Raw genomic sequence first — 18,921 nt, 5'->3', positions numbered from 1 at the left:
GCCCATGGACCCGACCATCCACACCACCGCCGAAGCCGCAGAGGCCGACGCCATGCCGCGCGCCCATGAGGTACATTCCGATCCCAACCAGCCCTGCATCGAAACAGCCGCGCAATCCCTCTCCAACGACGCAGGCACGACCAAGAGTCCGGCACAATGGGCCTATGAACGGCTGATTCTCTATATCCAGAACTTTGAAAAGACACTCGACGAGGCGCATGAGGTGGCGATGGGCTTTGCCGGCAGCGACAGTGGCGTGATCCGCATCGAAGGCATGGGATATTTCGAGCCCGACATTCTGACCTTTTATGGACAAGACCAGATGGGCATGCGCACGCAACTGATCCAGCATGTCGGACAACTCAGCGTCATGTTGCGCGCCCTGCCCAAACAGGTCGAGACAGCCGAGCCCAACCGAATCGGATTTCGCCTCGCACAAGACCTCAACAAAGCCTGAAGCCGCGACAGCTTGGGTGGTGACAGCCCCTGTCAAATGGGCTATCCAACGCCGGAATTTGAACGGAAGTCAGCAAGGGACACACGCGACATGGCCGAGCACAAGCATGGTGAAATGAATATCGACGTTCAGCAAAAGACCTTTGACGGGTTTATCAAGGCGGTCACATATGTCGCCGTCGGCTGCATTGCGCTGTTGCTCTTTATCGCAGCGGTTAACGGCTGAACACGCGGTCGCTATTCCGCGCTGAGGGTATGTAATGCGGTCATTGGTTTTGGCGCTTGCCGCCTCACTTACGCTGGCGGGATGCGCGGCGGAATCGGTGTGGGCACCCGACGAAGAGGTGGCGCGCGCCGCCTATCGCCATGATGGGCCGCCGCGCTTGACCCTTTATACAATGATCAACAACAACAATGGCTCGGGCGCGCATACCTCGCTGATGGTGAATGGGTCACAACGGGTGATTTTCGACCCCGCCGGATCATTCAACAAAGCTGGACACCTGCCCGAGCGCAATGATGTGCTTTTTGGGATCAATCCTCAGGTCGAGGATGTCTATACCCGCTACCATGCGCGCCAGACATACCGCGTGCAGATTCAGCAACTCGACGTATCGCCGGAATTGGCGGAACGCGCGCTGCAACTGGTCAAAGCCAATGGCCCTGTGCCGCAGGCGCAATGCTCGTTTGCAACCTCACGCATCCTGTCAGAGCTGTTTCCGGGTCAGATCGGCACCTCCTGGTATCCGCGCAAGACGGCTGAGGCTTTTGGCAAGCTTCCCGGCGTTTCCGAGCAAACGCTTTACGAGTATGACAGCGACGACAATTCCAATGTTCTCGCGGCATGGGATCCGCAGCGCGCCAAGGCGCAATGACGAACTCGGGGATTTGCCTTGCACAGGACATTGCTTGTGCAAGCCGCAAAAGACCCCTGACAAAGACCCGCCCCGCCCTTGAAAGCAAAAACCCCGCCCGCACAAGGCGGACGAGGTTGTGATTACGTGGCATTGAGCCTCGGGTTTATTCCGGCTGACCCTCTGCCATCACAGACAAACCACGCAGGATGTCTATGGCATAGGCCAGTTGATAGTCGTCTTCCCGCAGTTTTGCCGCCAGTTCGGCCCGCGCCCGATCCTCTTCGATCTGTTTGATCTCATCCTCGGTCAGGCTGTCGTTGCTCAGACGTCCGCGTAGATCCGCCTCGGACCGATCTGGCCGTTTGGTGGCTTCGTTCTCCTCGGTCTGCGGCACGCGCGGCGGCTGCTCGACTAGAATATCAGGGCTGACGCCAAGGGCCTGAATTGACCGGCCCGACGGCGTGTAATACCGCGAGGTGGTCAGGCGCATCGCGCCATTGCCCCGGAGCGGCATGACCGTCTGCACCGACCCTTTGCCAAAGCTCTTGGTGCCGACCACGATGGCCCGGTGATGATCCTGCAATGCCCCCGCCACGATTTCCGACGCGCTGGCAGACCCGCCGTTGATCAAAACAACAATGGGCTTGCCATTCGCCAGATCGCCCGGCGTGGCGTTGAAGCGCTCGCCATCCTGCGGATTGCGGCCCCGTGTGCTCACGATCTCGCCCTTGTCGAGGAACGCGTCAGAAACCTTGATCGCCTGCGTCAGAAGGCCACCGGGATTGTTGCGCAGGTCAAGCACGATCCCGCTCATCTTGTCCTCGCCACCCAATTCCTCGATCTTTTCCGCCAGACCGCTTTCAAGATTTGCATAGGTCTGATCATTGAACGTGGTCACGCGCAGCACGACCGCATCTTGCTCCGCTCGGGCCCGCACCGCCGTCAGCTTGATCGTATCGCGAATGATCGACACGTCAAACGGCTCCGGCGAGCCCTCGCGCACCACGGTGATGATGATCTCGCTGCCCACCGGCCCGCGCATCAGATCCACGGCCTCATCAAGCGTAAGGCCCAGAACACTCGCCCCGTCCACATGGGTGATAAAATCACCCGACTCGATGCCCGCCTGATCCGCCGGGGTGCCATCCATGGGCGAGACCACCTTGACGAAGCCGTCTTCTTGCGTGACCTCGATCCCGAGCCCGCCGAATTCACCGCGCGTCTGCACCTGCATATTCTCGGCGTCATCGGGCGAGAGATAGCTGGAATGGGGATCAAGCGAGGTCAACATACCATTGATAGCCGCCTCGATCAGGTCCTTGGTTTCGACTTCTTCAACATATTGCGCCCGAATCCGCTCGAAAATATCTCCAAAGAGATCAAGCTGTTCGTAGACGTTGCTGGTCGTCTCGGCCTCCTGCGCCAATAGCGGGGCGGCCACCTGTGTCGTCACCACAGCGCCGGTCAGAATGCCGGCAGAGGCGGCCATCAGGAATTTTTTCATATCTCAACCATCCTTATCGGTCTTGAACCACGTGAGCGGGTCCACTGGAGAATTGTCTTGCCGCACCTCAATATAGAGCGTCTGTGTGCGTCTGGCACCCGTATCCTGCGCATCGGCGGCAAGTAGCAGATCACCTTCGCTCCCTGCTCCTCCCATCAGCCCCACCGGACTGCCACCCGGCAGAACCTGCCCTGCCTGACCATAAACAACATCGAGACCCGCAAACACCAGCAAAATCCCCGCTTGCGGTTCCAGAATGATCACATTTCCGTAGTCGAGCAAGGGCCCGCGATAGCGGACTGTGGCCGCGCTGGGCGCGGTGACAAGCGCCCGGGGACGCGTGGCCAGTAGAATGCCGGGGCGCGCGACCCCGGCGGCATCCGCCTCACCCGCGCGGCGCAGGATAACCCCCTCGGCAGGCAGCGGCAATGCCCCCTTGCGCGCCGTAATGTCGGGCAAGCTGCCCGGTGCCTCATCCACCGCAATCTCGCTCAGTCCACTGGCGAATCCCTCCAGCGTCTCGGTCGATGCGATGAGCAACGCGGTCCTGACCGGATCCTCGGTAAAGCGGCGCGGCAAGTCGGTGCGCTCGGCTATGGCGGTGCTGAGCGCGGTGCGCGCCTCTTGGACACCCTCCAACCCCTCTTGCAACTTGTCCGCAGCACTTTGCTGGAGCACGCGCAGCACACTCAACTCTTGCACCTTGTCGCGCAGTTCAAGCGCTCGGGCGTCCAGCGCCGGGGCCACTTCGGATAGGATCATCCCGGCCCGCGCCGTGCCGACAGGCCCCGACGGATGCATCAAGAGCACCGGAACAGGGGCATTGCCCATGGTCGAGAGCACGCCAAGCAATTGTGCAATCTCGGCCTCGCGCGCCTGCAATTCCGCGCCAAGCGCCTGTTCGCGCAGCGACGCCCGGCGCAGCCCGTCGCGCATCGCCTCTAGCCCATCCTCATAGCCGGCGATGACTTGGGTCAACGCCTTGACCCGGTTCTGCGCGCCATCTGCCTCTGCCAACGCCTCTGCCGCAAGGCTTAGCTGTTCACTCGCCGCGCGCGCTGCTGACGCCGGATCTTGCGCCATAACCGGCGCAACTCCACCGCAGAGCCACAAAAGCGCGCAACAGGTGGGCAATAGCCTCATGTCAGCAGGGTCTCCCCAGTCATTTCCAGCGGTTTTTCCAGCCCCATCAGTTGTAGCACCGTCGGCGCCAGATCGGCCAGCCGCCCGCCCGCCCGCAAGTCGGCCCCCTCTGGCCCACCCAACAGGATAACCGGCACTGGGTTGAGCGTGTGGGCGGTATGCGGCCCACCTGTTTCGGGATCGACCATAACCTCGCAATTGCCGTGATCTGCCGTGACGATCATCGTGCCGCCCACTTCTTCCAGCGCCGAAACGACCCGTCCAAGACCTTGGTCCACCGCCTCACAGGCGGCCATCGCCGCCTTGAGATCGCCGGTATGGCCGACCATGTCGGGATTGGCGTAATTGACCACGATCAGGTCATACCGCCCCCGGATCGCCGCGACGAGCCGGGTCGTGACCTCCTCGGCGGACATTTCAGGTTTGAGATCATAGGTCGCCACATTCGGCGAGGGAGCCATGTAGCGATCTTCGCCTATCTCGGGCTGTTCCTTGCCGCCGTTGAGAAAAAAGGTCACATGCGGATATTTTTCAGTCTCGGCCAAGTGAAACTGGCGCAAGCCATGCTGCGCCACCCATTCGGCAAGGGTGTTGACGATATCGCGCGAGGGGAAAACCGTTTCGAACCACGCATTATGGACCTCGGAATATTCCACCATCCCGAGCAGCGCCGCCCATTTTGGGCAAGACCCCCGCTCAAACGCCGCAAACGCAGGATCGGCAATGGCCTGCAGGATTTCGCGGGCGCGGTCGGCGCGAAAGTTGAGACAAAAGAGACCGTCGCCATCCTGCGCGCCGGCATAATCCCCGATCACGGTCGCGGTTATGAATTCGTCGGTCTCGGAGCGGGCATAGGCATTGGTGATCGCCATGCGTGGATCGGGGCAACGCAGGCCACGCCCGGCGACGATCGCCTCATAGGCCTCTTCTACGCGCGACCAGCGGTTGTCGCGGTCCATGGCAAAATAGCGCCCCGTGACGGTCGCGATACGGACCTCGGGCGGCATCATTTCACGCAGTGCCTCCAACTGCACCCGCGCCGATTTCGGGGCAACGTCGCGCCCGTCGGTCAGCGCATGCAGCAGCACCGGCACCCCAGCGTCGGTCAGCGCCCGCGCAGCCGCCGCGATGTGATTGAGATGCCCATGCACCCCGCCATCGGACATCAACCCCAAGAGATGCGCCCGCCCGCCACTGGCCTTCATCTTGGTTACAAAGCTCTGCAAGGCGCTGTTTTCAAAGAAAGAGCCTTCTTCTATGGCAAGGTCGATCTGGCCCAGGTCCATCGCCACAACGCGACCCGCGCCGATATTGGTATGCCCCACCTCGGAATTGCCCATCTGGCCGCGCGGAAGGCCCACATCGGGCCCATGGGTGATCAGTGTGGCATGGGGGCAATTGGCCATCAGCCGGTCGAAAACAGGTGTTCGCGCCAGATGCGGCGCGTTGGCATCGGGGCTGTCGCTCAGCCCCCAACCATCGAGGATGCACAGGACGACGGGTTTCGGCATGCTCTCTCCTGACCTTCGTGTTGCCGCCTTCTAGCCTGTCGGGACCGTAGGGTGAAGCGGCTTTGAGGTCGCGCCGCAATCCAGCGGTTTCCTGTCGCGCCCTGCAGGGTCGCTGCCCGGCCCGCGTTTTATGACGCTGCTATCGCGCGGTGTTTCGCGACGCAGCTGTCAGGGCGCTTGCGAAGAGAGCGGAATTCCGCTTGAACGGGCCTGCGGACAAGGAAAGGCACGAGATGACGACTTGGATCACCATTTGCGACACCTGCAAGCGCGAGGATTGGGACGCCGCCACGCACACGCGCCCGCATGGCGAGAATCTCGCAGCACTTGTCGAACGCGCCGCAGAGGGGTGTGCGACGGTCCGCACACGGCGGGTGGCCTGTCTCATGGGTTGTGGAAAGGGCTGCAACGTGGCCATTCAGGGCGCAGGCAAACTGGCCTATACCTTGGGCGATTTCACACCTGACGCCGCCGCCGCCGAGGCCATTGTCGCTTATGCCGCCCTCCATTCCGAGAGCGCGACAGGACAGGTGCCCTACAAACAATGGCCGCAGGGGGTAAAGGGGCATTTCGTGACCCGCCATCCCCCCTTGCCCTCTGACACCGAGGCGTGACGCGCATGCACCGGGACCATGGCGGCGGGATCGACGCGGCGCGGGCTGCGCATGGCGGAGAGCGAACCGATTGGATTGATCTCTCGACGGGGATCAACCCCCTGCCCTATCCGGTGGGCGAAATCACACCCGAGGCTTGGACCGCCCTGCCCGACCGCGCCGCGCAAGAGGCGCTCATTCGCGCCGCGCGGCACTTCTGGCAGGTGCCAGATGGGGCCGCCGTGCTGGCCGCCCCCGGGGCCTCGGCGCTTATTGCACGGCTGCCGGGCCTGCTTGCACCCGGAACGGTGCATATCCCCGGCCCCACCTACAATGAACACGCCGCCAGCTTTCGCGCTCATGGCTGGCAGGTGATCGACACCCGTACTGCGGATACGCACGTGGACGCGCGGGTCATCGTGCATCCCAACAACCCCACGGGACAGTTTTACGGGGCGCAAGACCTGGACGCCTCCCTGACCATCGTAGACGAAAGCTTTTGCGATGTGGCCCCAGACCGCTCACTGCTGCCCCATGCGCTAACGCCGGGCCTGATCGTGCTCAAGAGCTTTGGCAAGTTCTGGGGGCTGGCCGGGCTGCGGCTTGGCTTTGCCGTAGGTGCGCGCGCAGAGGTGGAGCGCTTGGCCGACATGCTTGGACCATGGCCGATCTCTGGCCCGGCACTGGAAATCGGGGCAAGGGCACTTAACGATCCCGACTGGGCGCGCGAGACGCGGGTGCGCCTCAATGAAGAAGCAGCGCGGCTCGACGCGCTGATGTGGCGCGCGGGCGCCGAGGCGGTGGGGGGCTGTGCCCTCTTCCGGCTTTACCGGGTCAAATCCGCCGCGGCGTGGCAGGCGCGTCTGGCCGAACGCCGGATTCTCATCCGAGTGTTCCCCTATGCGGATGATCTGATCCGGCTGGGCCTGCCGGGGCCAGAGGGTTGGGCACGCCTCGAGGCGGCGCTGTGACCCTCGTCCTGGCAATGCTGCTCGATGCCGCCTTGGGCGAGCCGCGCTGGCTCTGGGATCGGTTGCCGCATCCGGCGGTTCTGATGGGGCGCGCCGTGGGCTGGTGCGACCGGGTGCTCAATCGTGGCGCGGCACGGCGTGCACGGGGCATCGCGACGATGACGGGCCTTGGGATTTTGGCCATTGGGCTGGGCTGGGTCCTCTCGCAACTGGGTCCGGTGGTCGAGGTTATCGTTGCGGCAATCCTCTTGGCACAGCGCTCGCTTGTCGATCACGTGGCGGCGGTGGCGCGCGATCTGCGGATATCCTTGGGCGACGGACGGCGCGCGGTGGCACAGATCGTGGGGCGCGATACGACAGCAATGCAATCCTCGGACGTGGCGCGCGCGGCCATCGAATCAGCCGCCGAAAACCTCAGCGACGGGGTGATCGCCCCCGCCTTCTGGTTTCTCATCGGCGGTCTGCCGGGTCTCATGCTCTACAAGATCACCAACACCGCCGACAGCATGATCGGCTATCGCACACCGCGCCACGAGGCCTTTGGCTGGGCTGCCGCGCGATTCGACGACCTGCTCAATCTCGCCCCCGCACGGGCGACGGCTGGGCTCATTCTCGCCACCCATGCGCTCTGGTGGCAATGGGACGCGGTCGCACGCGAGGCGCGGCAACACCGCTCGCCCAATGCCGGCTGGCCCGAGGCGGCGATGGCGCGTGCCTTGGGCGTGGCGCTGTCCGGCCCACGATCCTATCACGGCACGCGGCAAGAGTTTCCCTATGTCAATGCAACCGGGCGCCGCGACATCGGCGCGACCGAGATCGAAGCCGCCTGCCGCGCGCTCTGGCGGACATGGGGGGCTGCCTTGGCCTTGGTGGCGGTGTTGACGCTGCTGGTCTGACAGCTCAGCCGATCAGCATCTTGAGCCCTTGGGTGACATCTGAGCGAACAGCCAGACGCAGGCTGGGCTCATCCCCCGCCTTGAGTGCCGCGATGATCAGCCGATGATAGTGCGGCGGGTCCTTGCGCCGCAGACGGCCATAGAGCGCGCGCATCGTGGGGCCAAGCTGGAGCCAGACAGTCTCGGCCATGGCCAGCATCGCGGGGGCCTGCGCGCGCAGATAGAGCGTGCGGTGGAATTCGAGGTTGCGTCGGATATAAGCCACCGCGTCCTGACGAGCGATATCCTCGGCCACACGGGCATTGATGCTCTGGAGCCGGTCAATCAAGGCAATATGCGCACGTGGCAAGGCGCGGCTGGCCAGTTCCACCTCGATGAGTGCACGCAAAGCAGCCAGTTCCTCGATCCGCTCGCTGTTGAGTTCGGGCGTGGACACCCGGCCAGAGCTGGACATGGTCAGCGCGCCCTCGGCTGACAGGCGACGCACAGCCTCGCGCGCAGGCGTCATCGACACGCCAAACTCCGCGCCGATACCGCGCAGGGTCAACGCCTGACCTGGGGCAATCTCACCATGCATGATGCGCGACCGCAAACCGCGATAGACGCGGTCATGCGCAGAGGGGGACGGATCGGGGCGCGGCGGCAACAACATGGCCCCATGTGATCACAAATCCCGCGCCGGTCAATCACCGAAACGATAGCGGTGCAACGCGCTGCCTTCGCGACGCAGCCAGGCGCGGGGGCTCTCATAGTCCGGCATGAGGCGCGCCACCTCGGCCCAGAAGACGGGCGAATGATTCATCTGCGCCAGGTGCGCCACCTCATGCGCCGCCACATAGTTCAGCACATCGGGCGGCGCGAGGATCAGCCGCCATGAGTAGCCGAGCGCGCCCTTGGCCGAACAGGATCCCCACCGCGACCGTGTGTCGCGCAAGGTCAGCCGGGTGTGCCGCCGCCCCAAGAGGGCCGCGTAATGATCTGAGGCCGCCGCCAGCCGATCCCGCGCCCGCGCCTTGAGCCATCCTTCGAGACGCGCACCAACACTCTCTTGCGGTCCCGGCACGCAGAGTTGCGCCGCATCGCGCACGATCCGTCGACCGGTTCCGGGCACGATTCGCAAGATCTCTCCCTCAACAGGCAGATCACAGCCAAGTCCCACGACCATTTGCTCCGGCTGCCCCGCGAGATGTCCCCGTAGCCAATCGGCCCGCGACCGGGCAAAAGCCAGGGCCTCAGCCTCGCTTACGCCACGCGGAATCGTAAGTGTCACGCGCCCATCCAGCCCTGACACACGCAGCGAAATCCGCCGCGCGCGAGCACTATGGCGTAAACTCAACGCAACCGGGGGGTTGCCCGCCAGCATGTGATGGCCCATATGCGCTCCTGCTCGGGGTCTGCGTGTCACCGTCAAAGGCTTTGACAGCCATTCAATGTTATGGCAGGGGACGCGGATCGTCGACAAGACCAGAGATTCAAAGGGGATCACCCATGCCCAAGGAAGAATGGGGCGTCAAGCGTATCTGCCCGACCACCGGCAAACGCTTTTACGACCTGAACAAGAACCCGATCGTCAGCCCCTACACGGGCGAGGTGGTGGAACTGTCGTCGCACAAAACGCGCTCGATGGCTCCGGACGCCGAAGATGCGGAAACGAAGAAACTGAAAGCAGGGAGCATTCTCGATGAGGATGCCGATCTGCTGGATGATGACGACGTCGATGTCGAGCTGGATGATGACCTGCTCGAGGACGACGAGGACGAGGACGTGTCGCTTGACGACATCGCCGACGTGGCCTCGGACGACAACGATCTTTAAAAATCGGAGGGCGGGATTTTCCACTTGATCCCGCCCGCAGCTTTGCTTAGAGAGCGGCGCACGGCCCAAAGCGGCCACGGAATTGGGGCCTTAGCTCAGCTGGGAGAGCGCTTGCATGGCATGCAAGAGGTCAGGGGTTCGATCCCCCTAGGCTCCACCAATTCCCCCCTCAGATTAGCGCAATTTAGCGCCCGCAGAGATCGGCGGAGACCTTCTGCCATGCTACCACCCTGCCCGCTTCTTCTAGGCAAGAATACTCTCGCCAACGGCGGTCATGATCTCCACGCTGGCAAGTAGTACGAAGGTGCCGGATTGCGGCAAATTCAGCCGAGAATCCCTTGACGCGCCTGTGCTTTGGGCCTAAAGACGCCAAACGGAATTCGGGGCACTGCCTGTGGTGGTGCCCGTTTGTGTTAAGAAGGGCCAGCACGCGCCCTCAGCAAGAACGAGGATGATCTCATGTCGCGCCGCTGTGAACTGACCGGTAAAGGCCCGATGGTTGGCAACAACTCCAGCCACGCCAACAACAAGACACGTCGTCGGTATCTGCCGAACCTCAACGACGTGACCCTGCAATCTGAAACCCTGAATCGCGGCATCAAGCTGCGGATTTCGGCGCATGCTCTGCGCAGTGTCGATCATCGCGGGGGTCTCGATGCATTTCTGGCCAAGGCAAAGGACGACGAACTGTCGGCCTCCGCGCTGAAGGTCAAGAAAGAGATCGCCAAGGCGCAGGCCGCAACCGCCTGATCCTGAGCGTCCAATCGCTTTGCACCCAGCCCTGCCTAACCGGCGGGGCTGTTTGCTTTTGCCGCTTGCCCAAGCCGGTCGCGCAGGCCTATATGTCAGGCCGATGAGACCACTGCACCCGATATTGGCCTTGGCCCTCTGCCTGGTTCTGGCCCTCACCAGCCAGAGCCTTGCGGTGGCGCGCGGCGGCGCGCAGCCGGTGGGGCAAATCGTGCTCTGCACTGGCACAGGCCCGGTCACTATCGCCGTCGATGCCGACGGACAGCCTGTGGCCGCACAGCACCTCTGCCCCGATTGCCTGCCCGGTTTTGCCGTTGTTCTGGTCTCACCCCCGACCCTCGGCCTCTGGAAGGGGCCGGAGCGACGGATGGGGACTGTGGCAATGGACCGCCACGCCGTGACGCGCGGCCAGCCCCCGAGCGTGGCACGCGCGCCGCCTGTGACGGTCTGACACCCCATTTCAGACCGTGATACAGACATTCAAGGAGCGACCCATGTCCTTCAAATCCCCCCTTCTGGCGGCCCTTGCCGCGACTGTTCTTGCCGTGCCCGCACTGGCGCAGGAAATCCACGTGCTCGACACCTACGCCCGCAGCGCCAGCCCCACCGCCAAAACCGGCGCAGCCTTCATGCTCATCGAGAATATCGGCGACGCCGATGACCGCCTGCTCGGCGCGGCCTCTCCCGCCGCGCAGAAAGTCGAATTGCACACCCATCTCGAAGAGGGTGGCGTCATGAAAATGACGCATGTCGAAGAGGGCTTTGCTATCGCCGCGGGCGAGACGTTGGTGTTACAGCGCGGCGGCGCCCACGTAATGTTGATGGGGCTGACCGAGAGCTTTGAGCAGGGCAAGATCATTCCGTTGACGCTGGTTTTCGAAAAATCCGGAGAGATCGTCGTCGATGTTCCGGTCGATTTGGCGCGCAAACCCGAAGATGCTGGTGCAAAAGGTCACGGAACCGGTAACTGACCCACTTGGGTCCGGCTGGGCGGTCTGCTACGCCGGTCTCTCTTGCACATCAAAGAAAGGCGGCCCCAATCGCGCGACACCGATTGGGGCCCCGTTTTTGCGCGCAATTCAAACAATTACAGTTCGTGGGAACGAAAAGTTTCCGCCCCGGCGCGTCCTGTGCCTGCTGCCGAAATCAGCCGACCGCGCGGCCAGCCACCTTTTCCAGGTGCGCGCGCAGTTGTTCAGCCTCGTAGCGCGCTTCGCGAAGACCATCCATGGTCGCGGCCAATTCTGCCTCGGTCTGACTGATCTGGTTGGTCAGCTCGGCCTCGCGCTGTTGCAAATAGGTGATAGCCTGATCGCGGGTTTCCTCAGCCTCGTGCAGTTCCTGCGCCAGCCGTTCCAACTCCCCGACATCGGATCCCGGTACGCGGATGAAGCGATGTACCAGCCAATTGGCGAACCAGCCCATGCAGAACGCCACGAAAAGGACGATGGCGGTTGCGATGATGAATTCGGTTCTGTTCATTCGGTTGGCTTGTCCTGCGTGGTCTCTTCGGCCTCAGCCCCTTCTTCCCCCGGTTCTTCGAGGCTTTCAAGCGCTGTTTGCTCATCTGCCACCGGCTCGGGGCGGATCAGGCGAAATTCGATGCGGCGATTGGTCTCGCGGCCCTCTTCGGTCCCGTTGTCGGCAATGGGCACGCTTTCGCCATATCCCTTTGCGTCGATACTCGAGGTCAGCACACGGCGCATGCGCAATTCGTCCAGCACCGCACGCGCCCGTGCGAGGCTGAGTTGCACGTTCATATCCTCGCTGCCCTGACTGTCGGTGTGGCCGCCAATCTCCATGCGGATTTCGCCGCATTTTTTCAGCACATCGGCAATATCGTCCATGATCGCGGCCCCTTGCGCGTCGATCTTGGCTGATCCCGGCTCAAAGTTGATCTTGCGCCCTGCCTGAATCGCAGCGATCTGCGCCTCGCATTCATCTGGCGTTGGAAGCCCGGCGACGGGATCAAGGGCCTCTTTGTAGGTCACGTCGATGGTATATTTCTCGGCCTCACCCAGCTTTTCCGCAAGGAACTGCGCGATCTCCGCGCTGGCACTCTTGCGGCCCGTGTTTCCCTGAACGCCGATATTATCGGGCGTCACGGTCACGACGCCGTTCGACAGATACGACAGAGCCTCGAGCCCGGTCAGAACCCGGATCGACCAATCGCGCGGCAACCCCTCAGCCACCCGCGCCGTCAGATGTACCGAATCCGAAGAAAACCGTGCCTTTGCAAAGCTGCGCACAGTCTCGCGGCTGGTCTCGCTGCCCACCCTTCCACGAATCAGAACCTGACCTTCGGGCGAGAGGGTGGCCACGAATTCGGGCGCTGCGGGCTGTGCGGCATCGGGGGGCGGCGGCAAGGTGGCGGTGAGGGCAAAGACCTCGGGCAATTCGGCCTCAAGCTTGCCAGCCACGTCGTCGAACAGGCTTTGTGCCGTGCCCTCTGGGGCCAGGAGCGCCACATCGGCATCGGAAAACGTGACCGTGCCGCCGCCCATCTCCGCGACCGCAGCTATGGCCAGTTCCGCCGCCCGCGCCCATTGTGGCGAGGGCACGCCCATCCCCACTACGCAATGGGCCTTGGACTGTACGCCCGCCTTGCCCGCAGCGCGCAAAATGCGCTCGCGCGCCTCTTCGGTATCGGCGGAGCAGGAGTCGAACCGCGCGCCGGTTCCGTCGATCACGAACCGCAGGGTAAAGGGTGTGATAACCGGGCGCGGGGCCGAGATGGCAAGCGCCAGCCGCACGTTGTCCGGTGCCGCGCGTGCCAGATCCGTCTCGATCCGGCGCTGCGCCTCGGTGCTGTCGACCATGGCCTTGATCTCGACCCGATCCGCACTGACCGAGATCTTGGCCCGCGGCAATTTCCCAAGCGACCGGACCGCATAACGCAGCGCGGCGGGCCATGTCTCTGGATAGGGATAATCCGCGGAATCAAGCAGATCGGCCACCGTCACATCATCGGTTTCAGACGCGATATCCGCCAAAAGCTTGTCACGATCCGTGGCGGCGGGCACCAGCCCGATCAGGGAAATGCCGCTGTCATTTCGCAGGATTTCGATGGCAAAGCGCGGAGGCGCAATATCCGCCGCATCCTCGACCAGCATCTGATCAATCACCCGTGCCGCATCGACCACCGTGCCCGCCAGCGACAGCGCCTTGAACCGCAGCGCCTCAGAGGGCGCGGTGCCTGCGAGAAAGAGTTGCAGACCATCCGTATCGACATCGGCCCAGACCAGACCGACGCGGTCCAGCGTATCACGCACCGCGCGGCGCGAACTGTCCTCGATGGCGCTCACGGCAAAGCCCGCGGCAACAACCGCAAGCACCGCTGCCCCGGCAAAGGTTCCTGCGATCGTGAAAGCGGATGATAAACGCATCGGGCAATGGCCAATTTATGAGTGCTGCCCACGTCTTTAGGCGCGCAGCGGCCTGAGTTCAATCACAGCAAACAGGCGACGGCGAAAAACGGCACAGGCAAAAGGCCCGCATCGCGGTTGGAGCGAAAGAGTTGAAGCAACCGCGCAGTATCGTCCAACCGCAAACGGCGCATCTGTCCCTGCATGTGCCAGCCCATTACCCAAGGGCCGCACAGCGCCACGAGGAGTGCTGTCAGCCGCGCATCGGGCACCGCGAGGATGACGGCCACCGCCATCAGCGACACGGTCGCCACCAGAAACCACCGCAGCCAGCGGGGCGAGTTGTCGCCAAAGAGCCGCGCCGTGGATTTGACCCCGATGAGGGCATCATCCTCTGCATCCTGATGGGCATAGATCGTGTCATAAAAGAGCGTCCAGGCAATGCCCGCGAGATAGAGGATCACCGCTGGTGCCTCTAATCGACCGCTATGCGCCGTCCAGGCCAGAAGGGCACCCCAGTTGAAGGCGAGGCCGAGAAACACCTGCGGCCACCAAGTAAAGCGCTTGGCAAAGGGATAGACCGCCACGGGCAAGAGCGACAGCACCCCAAGGGCAATCGCGGCGATATTGAAAGTCAAAAGAATCCCGAACGCAATCAGCGCCTGCGCCGCCATCCAGATGAGCGCGCCGCGTACCGTGACCTGACCTGCGGGAATCGGGCGCGACGCCGTGCGCGCCACAGAGCCGTCGATATGCCGGTCGGTGATGTCATTCCAGGTGCAGCCCGCCCCGCGCATCAGAAACGCCCCGAGGGCGCAGCCAGTGAATATCCACAGATCATGCCATCCCGCCTGCCCGTCCGAAAGTATCGCAAGCGTCAGCCCCCACCAGCAGGGCAAGAGCAAGAGCCATGTGCCAATCGGCCGGTCCGCCCGGCTGAGCCGCAAATAAGGGCGCGTGGCGGCAGGCGCCAATCGGTCCACCCAATTGCCAGCATAGGCATCGGCCACCTGCCCCGTGGCCTCTGGCATCTGGTTCTTTGCGGTCATATGTTGGCCCCATGAAAGCAGCGAAGATCAGGCTTTATGTAGAGCACCCATTGGGGGAAGGGCAAACCATTCCTCTGAGCCAGCCGCAGGCGCATTACCTCTTTGGGGTGATGCGGCAAGGCGTGGGGGACGCCGTGCTTTTGTTCAATGGTGAGGCCGGGGAATGGCGCGCCGACGTGATCGAGGCAGGCAAGCAGCGCGGCGGCGCCCTGCAGGTGGCCGAGCAGACAGCCCCGCAGCGCAATCCGCCCGACCTCTGGCTCATGTTCGCTCCGATCAAGAAGGCCCGCACGGATTTCATTGTCGAGAAAGCCGCCGAAATGGGCGCGGCGCAGATCATCCCGGTGCAGACCGAATTCACCAATGCCGAGCGTATTCGGCAGGACCGGCTTCAGGCGCATGCGGTTGAGGCCGCCGAACAATGCGGCGGCACATTCGTGCCAGAGGTCAGCGACCTGCACCGCCTCGACCGGATGCTGGCCAACTGGCCCGAGGAGCGTCATTTGATGTTTTGCGACGAGGCGCTGGCGGGTCACGCGGCAACCCTTGGTCGTGATCTGCCGCGCGGCGCGCCCTGGGCCATCCTGATCGGCCCCGAAGGCGGTTTCTCGGAGGCAGAGCGCGCACGCCTCGCGGCGCTGCCGCAGGCCTACGCCATCAGCCTCGGGCCACGCATCCTGCGCGCGGATACGGCGGCGGTGGCGGCGATGACACTCTGGCAGACCACTTTGGGGGACTGGACATGAGCTTTATCCGTCCGCAGGCGCGCGCCGCCCTTTGGCGCTGGCGCGAGGTTTTGAGCGGGCTGGGGCTGGCGACGCTTGGTCTCTGGTGGGGGGTTGGCAGCTACGGCCTTCTGCAATGGCTGGGTTACGTGCTTTTGATCCTCGCCGGGGCGGTCCTGTTGATGGGGCTGCAACGGACGCGATTTCGCGCAGGCGCGGGTGGTCCCGGCGTGGTGCAGGTCGACGAGGGACAGGTTGCCTATTTCGGGCCTCTCACGGGGGGCGTGGTGGCGATCCGCGATCTTGACGCGCTGACACTCGATCCCACCGGCAAGCCGCCGCATTGGGCGCTGAGCACGCAAGGCGCGCCCGCGCTGCATATCCCGCTCAATGCCGAGGGCGCAGAGGCACTCTTTGACGCCTTCGCCGCCCTGCCCGGCCTGCGCACCGAACATATGCTGTTCCAGATGCGCCGCCTGCCCGATCACCCGACTGTGATCTGGCAGAAATCGCAAAGCACCACCTCGCACCTTAGGCTGCATTGACAGTCCTGACGTTTGCCGCCAACTGTGTCGCCCGAGACACTGCCCTGATCAGGAGGCCCGAAAATGTCCATCCCACAATCCGGCGGCGGGCCGATCGAACGCCATGAGCAACTGGCCGAATATCTGGCAAGTGGTTGCAAACCCAAGGAAGATTGGCGCATTGGCACCGAGCACGAGAAGTTCGGCTATTGCAAGGACACACAGCGCCCCATCCCGTACGAGGGGCCGCGCAGCATTCTGGCGGTGCTCGAAGGGCTGCGCGATGTGCATGGCTGGGCTCCTGTGGAGGAGGCCGGCAAGCTCATCGGGCTGGAAAAGGACGGTGCGAATGTGAGCCTCGAACCGGGCGGGCAACTGGAACTCTCAGGTGCGCCGCTCGAGACCATTCATCAGACTTGCGACGAGGTGAACGACCACCTGCGCGAGGTCAAGGATATCGCGGACAAGGTGGGTGTCGGCTTTATCGGTCTGGGCGCGGCTCCCATCTGGACGCATGAGGACATGCCGCTCATGCCCAAGGGCCGTTACAAGCTGATGGACAGCTATATGCAAAAAGTCGGCACCATGGGCCGGACCATGATGCGCCGCACCTGCACCGTTCAGGTCAATCTCGATTTTTCCTCAGAAACCGACATGGTGCAGAAACTCCGCGTGGCACTGGCCCTGCAACCAGTGGCGACGGCGCTCTTTGCCAATTCGCCCTTTTTCGAGGGCAAACCCAATGGGCACAAAAGCTGGCGCTCCCGCGTCTGGCGCGATCTTGATCCCGCTCGCACCGGAATGTTGCCGTTTGTGTTCGAAGAGGGGTTTGGATTCGAGGCCTATGCAGACTATGCGCTCGATGTGCCGATGTATTTCGTCTATCGCGATGGCAAATATATCGACGCTCTGGGGCAGTCGTTCCGCGACTTCCTGCGCGGTGAACTGCCTGCGCTGCCCGGCGAGAAGCCGACGCTGAGCGATTGGGCGGATCACCTGACCACGACCTTTCCCGAGGCGCGGATCAAGAAATTCATGGAAATGCGTGGCGCCGATGGCGGCCCTTGGCGCAGGCTCTGCGCGCTGCCTGCCTTCTGGGTGGGGCTGATGTACGACCAATCCGCCTTGGACGCGGCATGGGACATCTGCAAGGGCTGGGATGCCGCGACGCGTGATGCGCTGCGCGTGGCGGCCAGCGTCGATGGGCTTCAGGCGCGCGTGGGCGACGTCCACATGCATGAACTGGCCCGCGCGGTGCTGGATATATCAGAGGCCGGTCTCAAGGCGCGCGCGCGTTCGGGCGGCGGCGGCATGATCCCGGACGAGACGCATTTCCTCAATGCGCTGCGCGAGAGTGTCGAGACGGGCAAGACCCCGGCGGATGAACTGCTCGATCGCTACAATGGCGATTGGAACGGCGATCTGAGCCGAATTTACACCGATTACAGCTATTAAAAGCCGGATCACGCCGGCAGTGCGCTGCCGGTGCGGGTCCGTGTGCGCAGCAGGATCAAAACCATGATCCCGATGTTCAGGAAATTCCACGCGATGCCGTTGAGAAACGCCATGTGATAGCTGCCGGTCAGGTCATAGATCCAGCCCGACATCCAGCCGCCGATCGCCATCCCGGCAATCGTCGCCATCATCACGAATCCCACGCGCCGTCCGGCCTCGGCACTGGGCATGTATTCCCGCACGATCACGGCATAGCTGGGCACTATCCCCCCCTGCGCCAAGCCAAAGACAAGGCTGACGATATAGAGCGAGGTCAGCCCGCCCGAGGGCAGATAGAGAAAAAGCGCCAGACATTGCAACGCAGAGCCGATCAAGAGCGTGCGCACGCCGCCCAAACGGTCGGCCAAGAGACCTGACACGATGCGCGACGCGACCCCGCCCAAGAGCATGAGCGACAGCATCTGTGAGCCCACAGCCGGGCCATAGCCCAGATCGACGCAATAGCTCACGATATGGACTTGCGGCATCGACATCGCCACGCAGCAGCCCACTCCCGCCAGACCGAGCAGAAGAGCCAGAGTGCGCGGTGAGAGGCCTGTGGCGCCGGCCCGCGCGGACGAAAGGCTATCGGCATGCGCCCGTGCCGCCATTGGCACCCGGCGGCGCAAGAGCAGGGCCAAGGGGATCACCCCCGCCACGGTCACCACCGCCAGCACCATATAGACGGCGCGCCATCCCTGCTCTGCCAGAATCCCAGCAAGGATCACAGGCCAGATCGCCCCCGAGAGGTAATTGCCGCTCGCGGTGATCGCCACGGCAATCCCGCGCCGTTTGAGAAACCAGAGCGAGACGTCGGCAATCAGCGGCCCGAAACTGGCGGCGGTTCCAAATCCGATCAGGAATTGCAAGGCAGATAGCAGAAGCACCGTCGGGCTGATGGCGGCCAGAGCCGTTGCGCAGGAAATCAACAGCGCTGACCCGATCAGTGCCGTCGTAACACCGAACCGGTCCACCACCCGGCCAATTCCAAGATTGCCAAGCGCAAAGCCCACCATGGTCAAGGTATAGGGCATCGAGGCCGCTGCACGGTCGACGCCAAACTCGGCCTGCATGGCGGGCATCACCACGATGATCGACCACATGCCAACATTGCCGATCATGGCAATGGCCAGCGACACGGCAAGCCGCGTCCAGGCATATCGGCTGTCAAGAAGGGCGGCATCGGCATTCATGGCGCGACGATAGGACGGCGCGTGGCGACTGACCAGATGGAAAAAGCCGGCCGTGTAAAGAGGATCGACGCGGCG

Annotated in this window: 22 protein-coding genes and 1 tRNA gene; 14 read left to right on the top strand and 9 right to left on the bottom strand. The window is 63.2% G+C overall.

All coding sequences use genetic code 11. The features are described from left to right. Nucleotides 1-4: 4 nt before the first annotated feature. The 3 genes from ROSMUC_RS20950 to ROSMUC_RS02285 all read left to right on the top strand — a co-directional run bounded on the left by ROSMUC_RS20950 (nt 5) and on the right by ROSMUC_RS02285 (nt 1,331). Nucleotides 5-457 (top strand): hypothetical protein, encoded by a 453-nt coding sequence (locus tag ROSMUC_RS20950; RefSeq protein ID WP_037269094.1) that lies wholly within the window; start codon nt 5-7, stop codon nt 455-457. A 90-nt stretch (nt 458-547) separates the two neighbouring features. After that, nucleotides 548-682: an aa3-type cytochrome c oxidase subunit IV gene (locus ROSMUC_RS02290; RefSeq protein ID WP_075571698.1), complete on the top strand. Its 135-nt coding sequence runs from the start codon at nt 548-550 to the stop codon at nt 680-682. 34 nt (nt 683-716) lie between these two features. Continuing rightward, the gene (locus ROSMUC_RS02285; protein WP_037269090.1) at nt 717-1,331 is read left to right on the top strand and encodes a hypothetical protein; all 615 of its coding nucleotides are present in this window, start codon (nt 717-719) and stop codon (nt 1,329-1,331) included. A gap of 145 nt (nt 1,332-1,476) precedes the next feature. On the opposite strand, the gene ROSMUC_RS02280 is transcribed toward ROSMUC_RS02285, so the two are convergent. Genes ROSMUC_RS02280 through gpmI form a run of 3 tightly spaced genes read right to left on the bottom strand, consistent with a single transcriptional unit; the run spans nt 1,477 to nt 5,471 of the window. After that, the gene (locus ROSMUC_RS02280; RefSeq protein WP_037269087.1) at nt 1,477-2,817 is read right to left on the bottom strand and encodes a S41 family peptidase; all 1,341 of its coding nucleotides are present in this window, start codon (nt 2,815-2,817) and stop codon (nt 1,477-1,479) included. A gap of 3 nt (nt 2,818-2,820) precedes the next feature. Further along, nucleotides 2,821-3,960, bottom strand: coding sequence for a murein hydrolase activator EnvC family protein (locus ROSMUC_RS02275; RefSeq protein WP_037269084.1), 1,140 nt, complete (start codon nt 3,958-3,960; stop codon nt 2,821-2,823). Continuing rightward, nucleotides 3,957-5,471 carry a 2,3-bisphosphoglycerate-independent phosphoglycerate mutase gene (gene gpmI, locus ROSMUC_RS02270; RefSeq protein WP_037269082.1) on the bottom strand — a complete coding sequence of 505 codons (1,515 nt, stop codon included), beginning with the start codon at nt 5,469-5,471 and terminating at the stop codon, nt 3,957-3,959. The genes ROSMUC_RS02275 and gpmI overlap by 4 nt, the downstream gene beginning before the upstream one ends. Nucleotides 5,472-5,704: 233 nt before the next feature. Here gpmI and ROSMUC_RS02265 point away from each other — a divergent pair, with 233 nt between their 5' ends. From ROSMUC_RS02265 to cbiB, 3 genes are read left to right on the top strand one after another with little or no spacing between them, the layout of a single operon-like run. Further along, the gene (locus ROSMUC_RS02265) at nt 5,705-6,085 is read left to right on the top strand and encodes a DUF1636 family protein (protein ID WP_037269079.1); all 381 of its coding nucleotides are present in this window, start codon (nt 5,705-5,707) and stop codon (nt 6,083-6,085) included. 5 nt (nt 6,086-6,090) lie between these two features. Then, a complete protein-coding gene (gene cobD / locus ROSMUC_RS02260) occupies nt 6,091-7,035 on the top strand; it encodes a threonine-phosphate decarboxylase CobD (RefSeq protein WP_037269077.1) in 945 nt (314 codons plus the stop codon). Nucleotides 7,036-7,049: 14 nt separating this feature from the next. Continuing rightward, nucleotides 7,050-7,931, top strand: coding sequence for an adenosylcobinamide-phosphate synthase CbiB (cbiB, locus tag ROSMUC_RS02255; RefSeq protein ID WP_037269074.1), 882 nt, complete (start codon nt 7,050-7,052; stop codon nt 7,929-7,931). A gap of 4 nt (nt 7,932-7,935) precedes the next feature. Here the strand turns inward: cbiB and ROSMUC_RS02250 are convergent, their stop codons facing one another. Both ROSMUC_RS02250 and ROSMUC_RS02245 read right to left on the bottom strand, forming a co-directional pair. Beyond that, the gene (locus tag ROSMUC_RS02250) at nt 7,936-8,583 is read right to left on the bottom strand and encodes a GntR family transcriptional regulator (RefSeq protein ID WP_037269071.1); all 648 of its coding nucleotides are present in this window, start codon (nt 8,581-8,583) and stop codon (nt 7,936-7,938) included. A gap of 30 nt (nt 8,584-8,613) precedes the next feature. Continuing rightward, nucleotides 8,614-9,306, bottom strand: coding sequence for a M48 family metallopeptidase (locus ROSMUC_RS02245; protein WP_037269068.1), 693 nt, complete (start codon nt 9,304-9,306; stop codon nt 8,614-8,616). Nucleotides 9,307-9,419: 113 nt separating this feature from the next. Between ROSMUC_RS02245 and ROSMUC_RS02240 the strand changes: the two genes are divergently transcribed. The 5 genes from ROSMUC_RS02240 (at nt 9,420) to ROSMUC_RS02220 (ending at nt 11,467) form a co-directional block, all read left to right on the top strand. Next, a complete protein-coding gene (locus ROSMUC_RS02240) occupies nt 9,420-9,746 on the top strand; it encodes a TIGR02300 family protein (protein ID WP_037269065.1) in 327 nt (108 codons plus the stop codon). Nucleotides 9,747-9,830: 84 nt separating this feature from the next. Continuing rightward, nucleotides 9,831-9,906, top strand: a tRNA-Ala gene (locus tag ROSMUC_RS02235). A 299-nt stretch (nt 9,907-10,205) separates the two neighbouring features. After that, on the top strand, nt 10,206-10,496 hold the full coding sequence (gene rpmB, locus ROSMUC_RS02230) for a 50S ribosomal protein L28 (RefSeq protein WP_008280343.1): 291 nt from the start codon (nt 10,206-10,208) through the stop codon (nt 10,494-10,496). A 103-nt stretch (nt 10,497-10,599) separates the two neighbouring features. Continuing rightward, nucleotides 10,600-10,947, top strand: a complete 348-nt coding sequence (locus ROSMUC_RS02225; RefSeq protein ID WP_037269062.1) for a hypothetical protein — start codon at nt 10,600-10,602, stop codon at nt 10,945-10,947. Between the two features lie 43 nt (nt 10,948-10,990). After that, nucleotides 10,991-11,467 (top strand): copper chaperone PCu(A)C, encoded by a 477-nt coding sequence (locus ROSMUC_RS02220; protein WP_037269061.1) that lies wholly within the window; start codon nt 10,991-10,993, stop codon nt 11,465-11,467. A gap of 175 nt (nt 11,468-11,642) precedes the next feature. Here the strand turns inward: ROSMUC_RS02220 and ROSMUC_RS02215 are convergent, their stop codons facing one another. The 3 genes from ROSMUC_RS02215 to ubiA all read right to left on the bottom strand — a co-directional run bounded on the left by ROSMUC_RS02215 (nt 11,643) and on the right by ubiA (nt 14,910). Beyond that, on the bottom strand, nt 11,643-11,978 hold the full coding sequence (locus ROSMUC_RS02215; protein WP_037269059.1) for an ATP synthase subunit B family protein: 336 nt from the start codon (nt 11,976-11,978) through the stop codon (nt 11,643-11,645). After that, complete coding sequence (locus ROSMUC_RS02210; protein WP_037269057.1) at nt 11,975-13,882, bottom strand: OmpA family protein; 1,908 nt, start codon at nt 13,880-13,882, stop codon at nt 11,975-11,977. The genes ROSMUC_RS02215 and ROSMUC_RS02210 overlap by 4 nt, the downstream gene beginning before the upstream one ends. 62 nt (nt 13,883-13,944) lie before the next feature. Next, nucleotides 13,945-14,910 carry a 4-hydroxybenzoate octaprenyltransferase gene (gene ubiA / locus ROSMUC_RS02205; RefSeq protein WP_037269054.1) on the bottom strand — a complete coding sequence of 322 codons (966 nt, stop codon included), beginning with the start codon at nt 14,908-14,910 and terminating at the stop codon, nt 13,945-13,947. An 11-nt stretch (nt 14,911-14,921) separates the two neighbouring features. Between ubiA and ROSMUC_RS02200 the strand changes: the two genes are divergently transcribed. From ROSMUC_RS02200 to ROSMUC_RS02190, 3 genes are all read left to right on the top strand, one after another. Further along, nucleotides 14,922-15,656, top strand: coding sequence for a 16S rRNA (uracil(1498)-N(3))-methyltransferase (locus ROSMUC_RS02200; protein ID WP_037269052.1), 735 nt, complete (start codon nt 14,922-14,924; stop codon nt 15,654-15,656). Then, a complete protein-coding gene (locus ROSMUC_RS02195; protein ID WP_037269050.1) occupies nt 15,653-16,180 on the top strand; it encodes a hypothetical protein in 528 nt (175 codons plus the stop codon). The genes ROSMUC_RS02200 and ROSMUC_RS02195 overlap by 4 nt, the downstream gene beginning before the upstream one ends. A 63-nt stretch (nt 16,181-16,243) precedes the next feature. Continuing rightward, nucleotides 16,244-17,614 carry a glutamate--cysteine ligase gene (locus tag ROSMUC_RS02190; protein ID WP_037269048.1) on the top strand — a complete coding sequence of 457 codons (1,371 nt, stop codon included), beginning with the start codon at nt 16,244-16,246 and terminating at the stop codon, nt 17,612-17,614. A gap of 8 nt (nt 17,615-17,622) precedes the next feature. Here the strand turns inward: ROSMUC_RS02190 and ROSMUC_RS02185 are convergent, their stop codons facing one another. Further along, nucleotides 17,623-18,846, bottom strand: coding sequence for an MFS transporter (locus ROSMUC_RS02185; protein WP_037269844.1), 1,224 nt, complete (start codon nt 18,844-18,846; stop codon nt 17,623-17,625). Nucleotides 18,847-18,921 lie beyond the last annotated feature (75 nt).

This window comes from Roseovarius mucosus DSM 17069, from assembly GCF_000768555.3.
Lineage (GTDB): Bacteria > Pseudomonadota > Alphaproteobacteria > Rhodobacterales > Rhodobacteraceae > Roseovarius > Roseovarius mucosus.
This window is presented reverse-complemented; position numbering and strand designations above follow the sequence as displayed.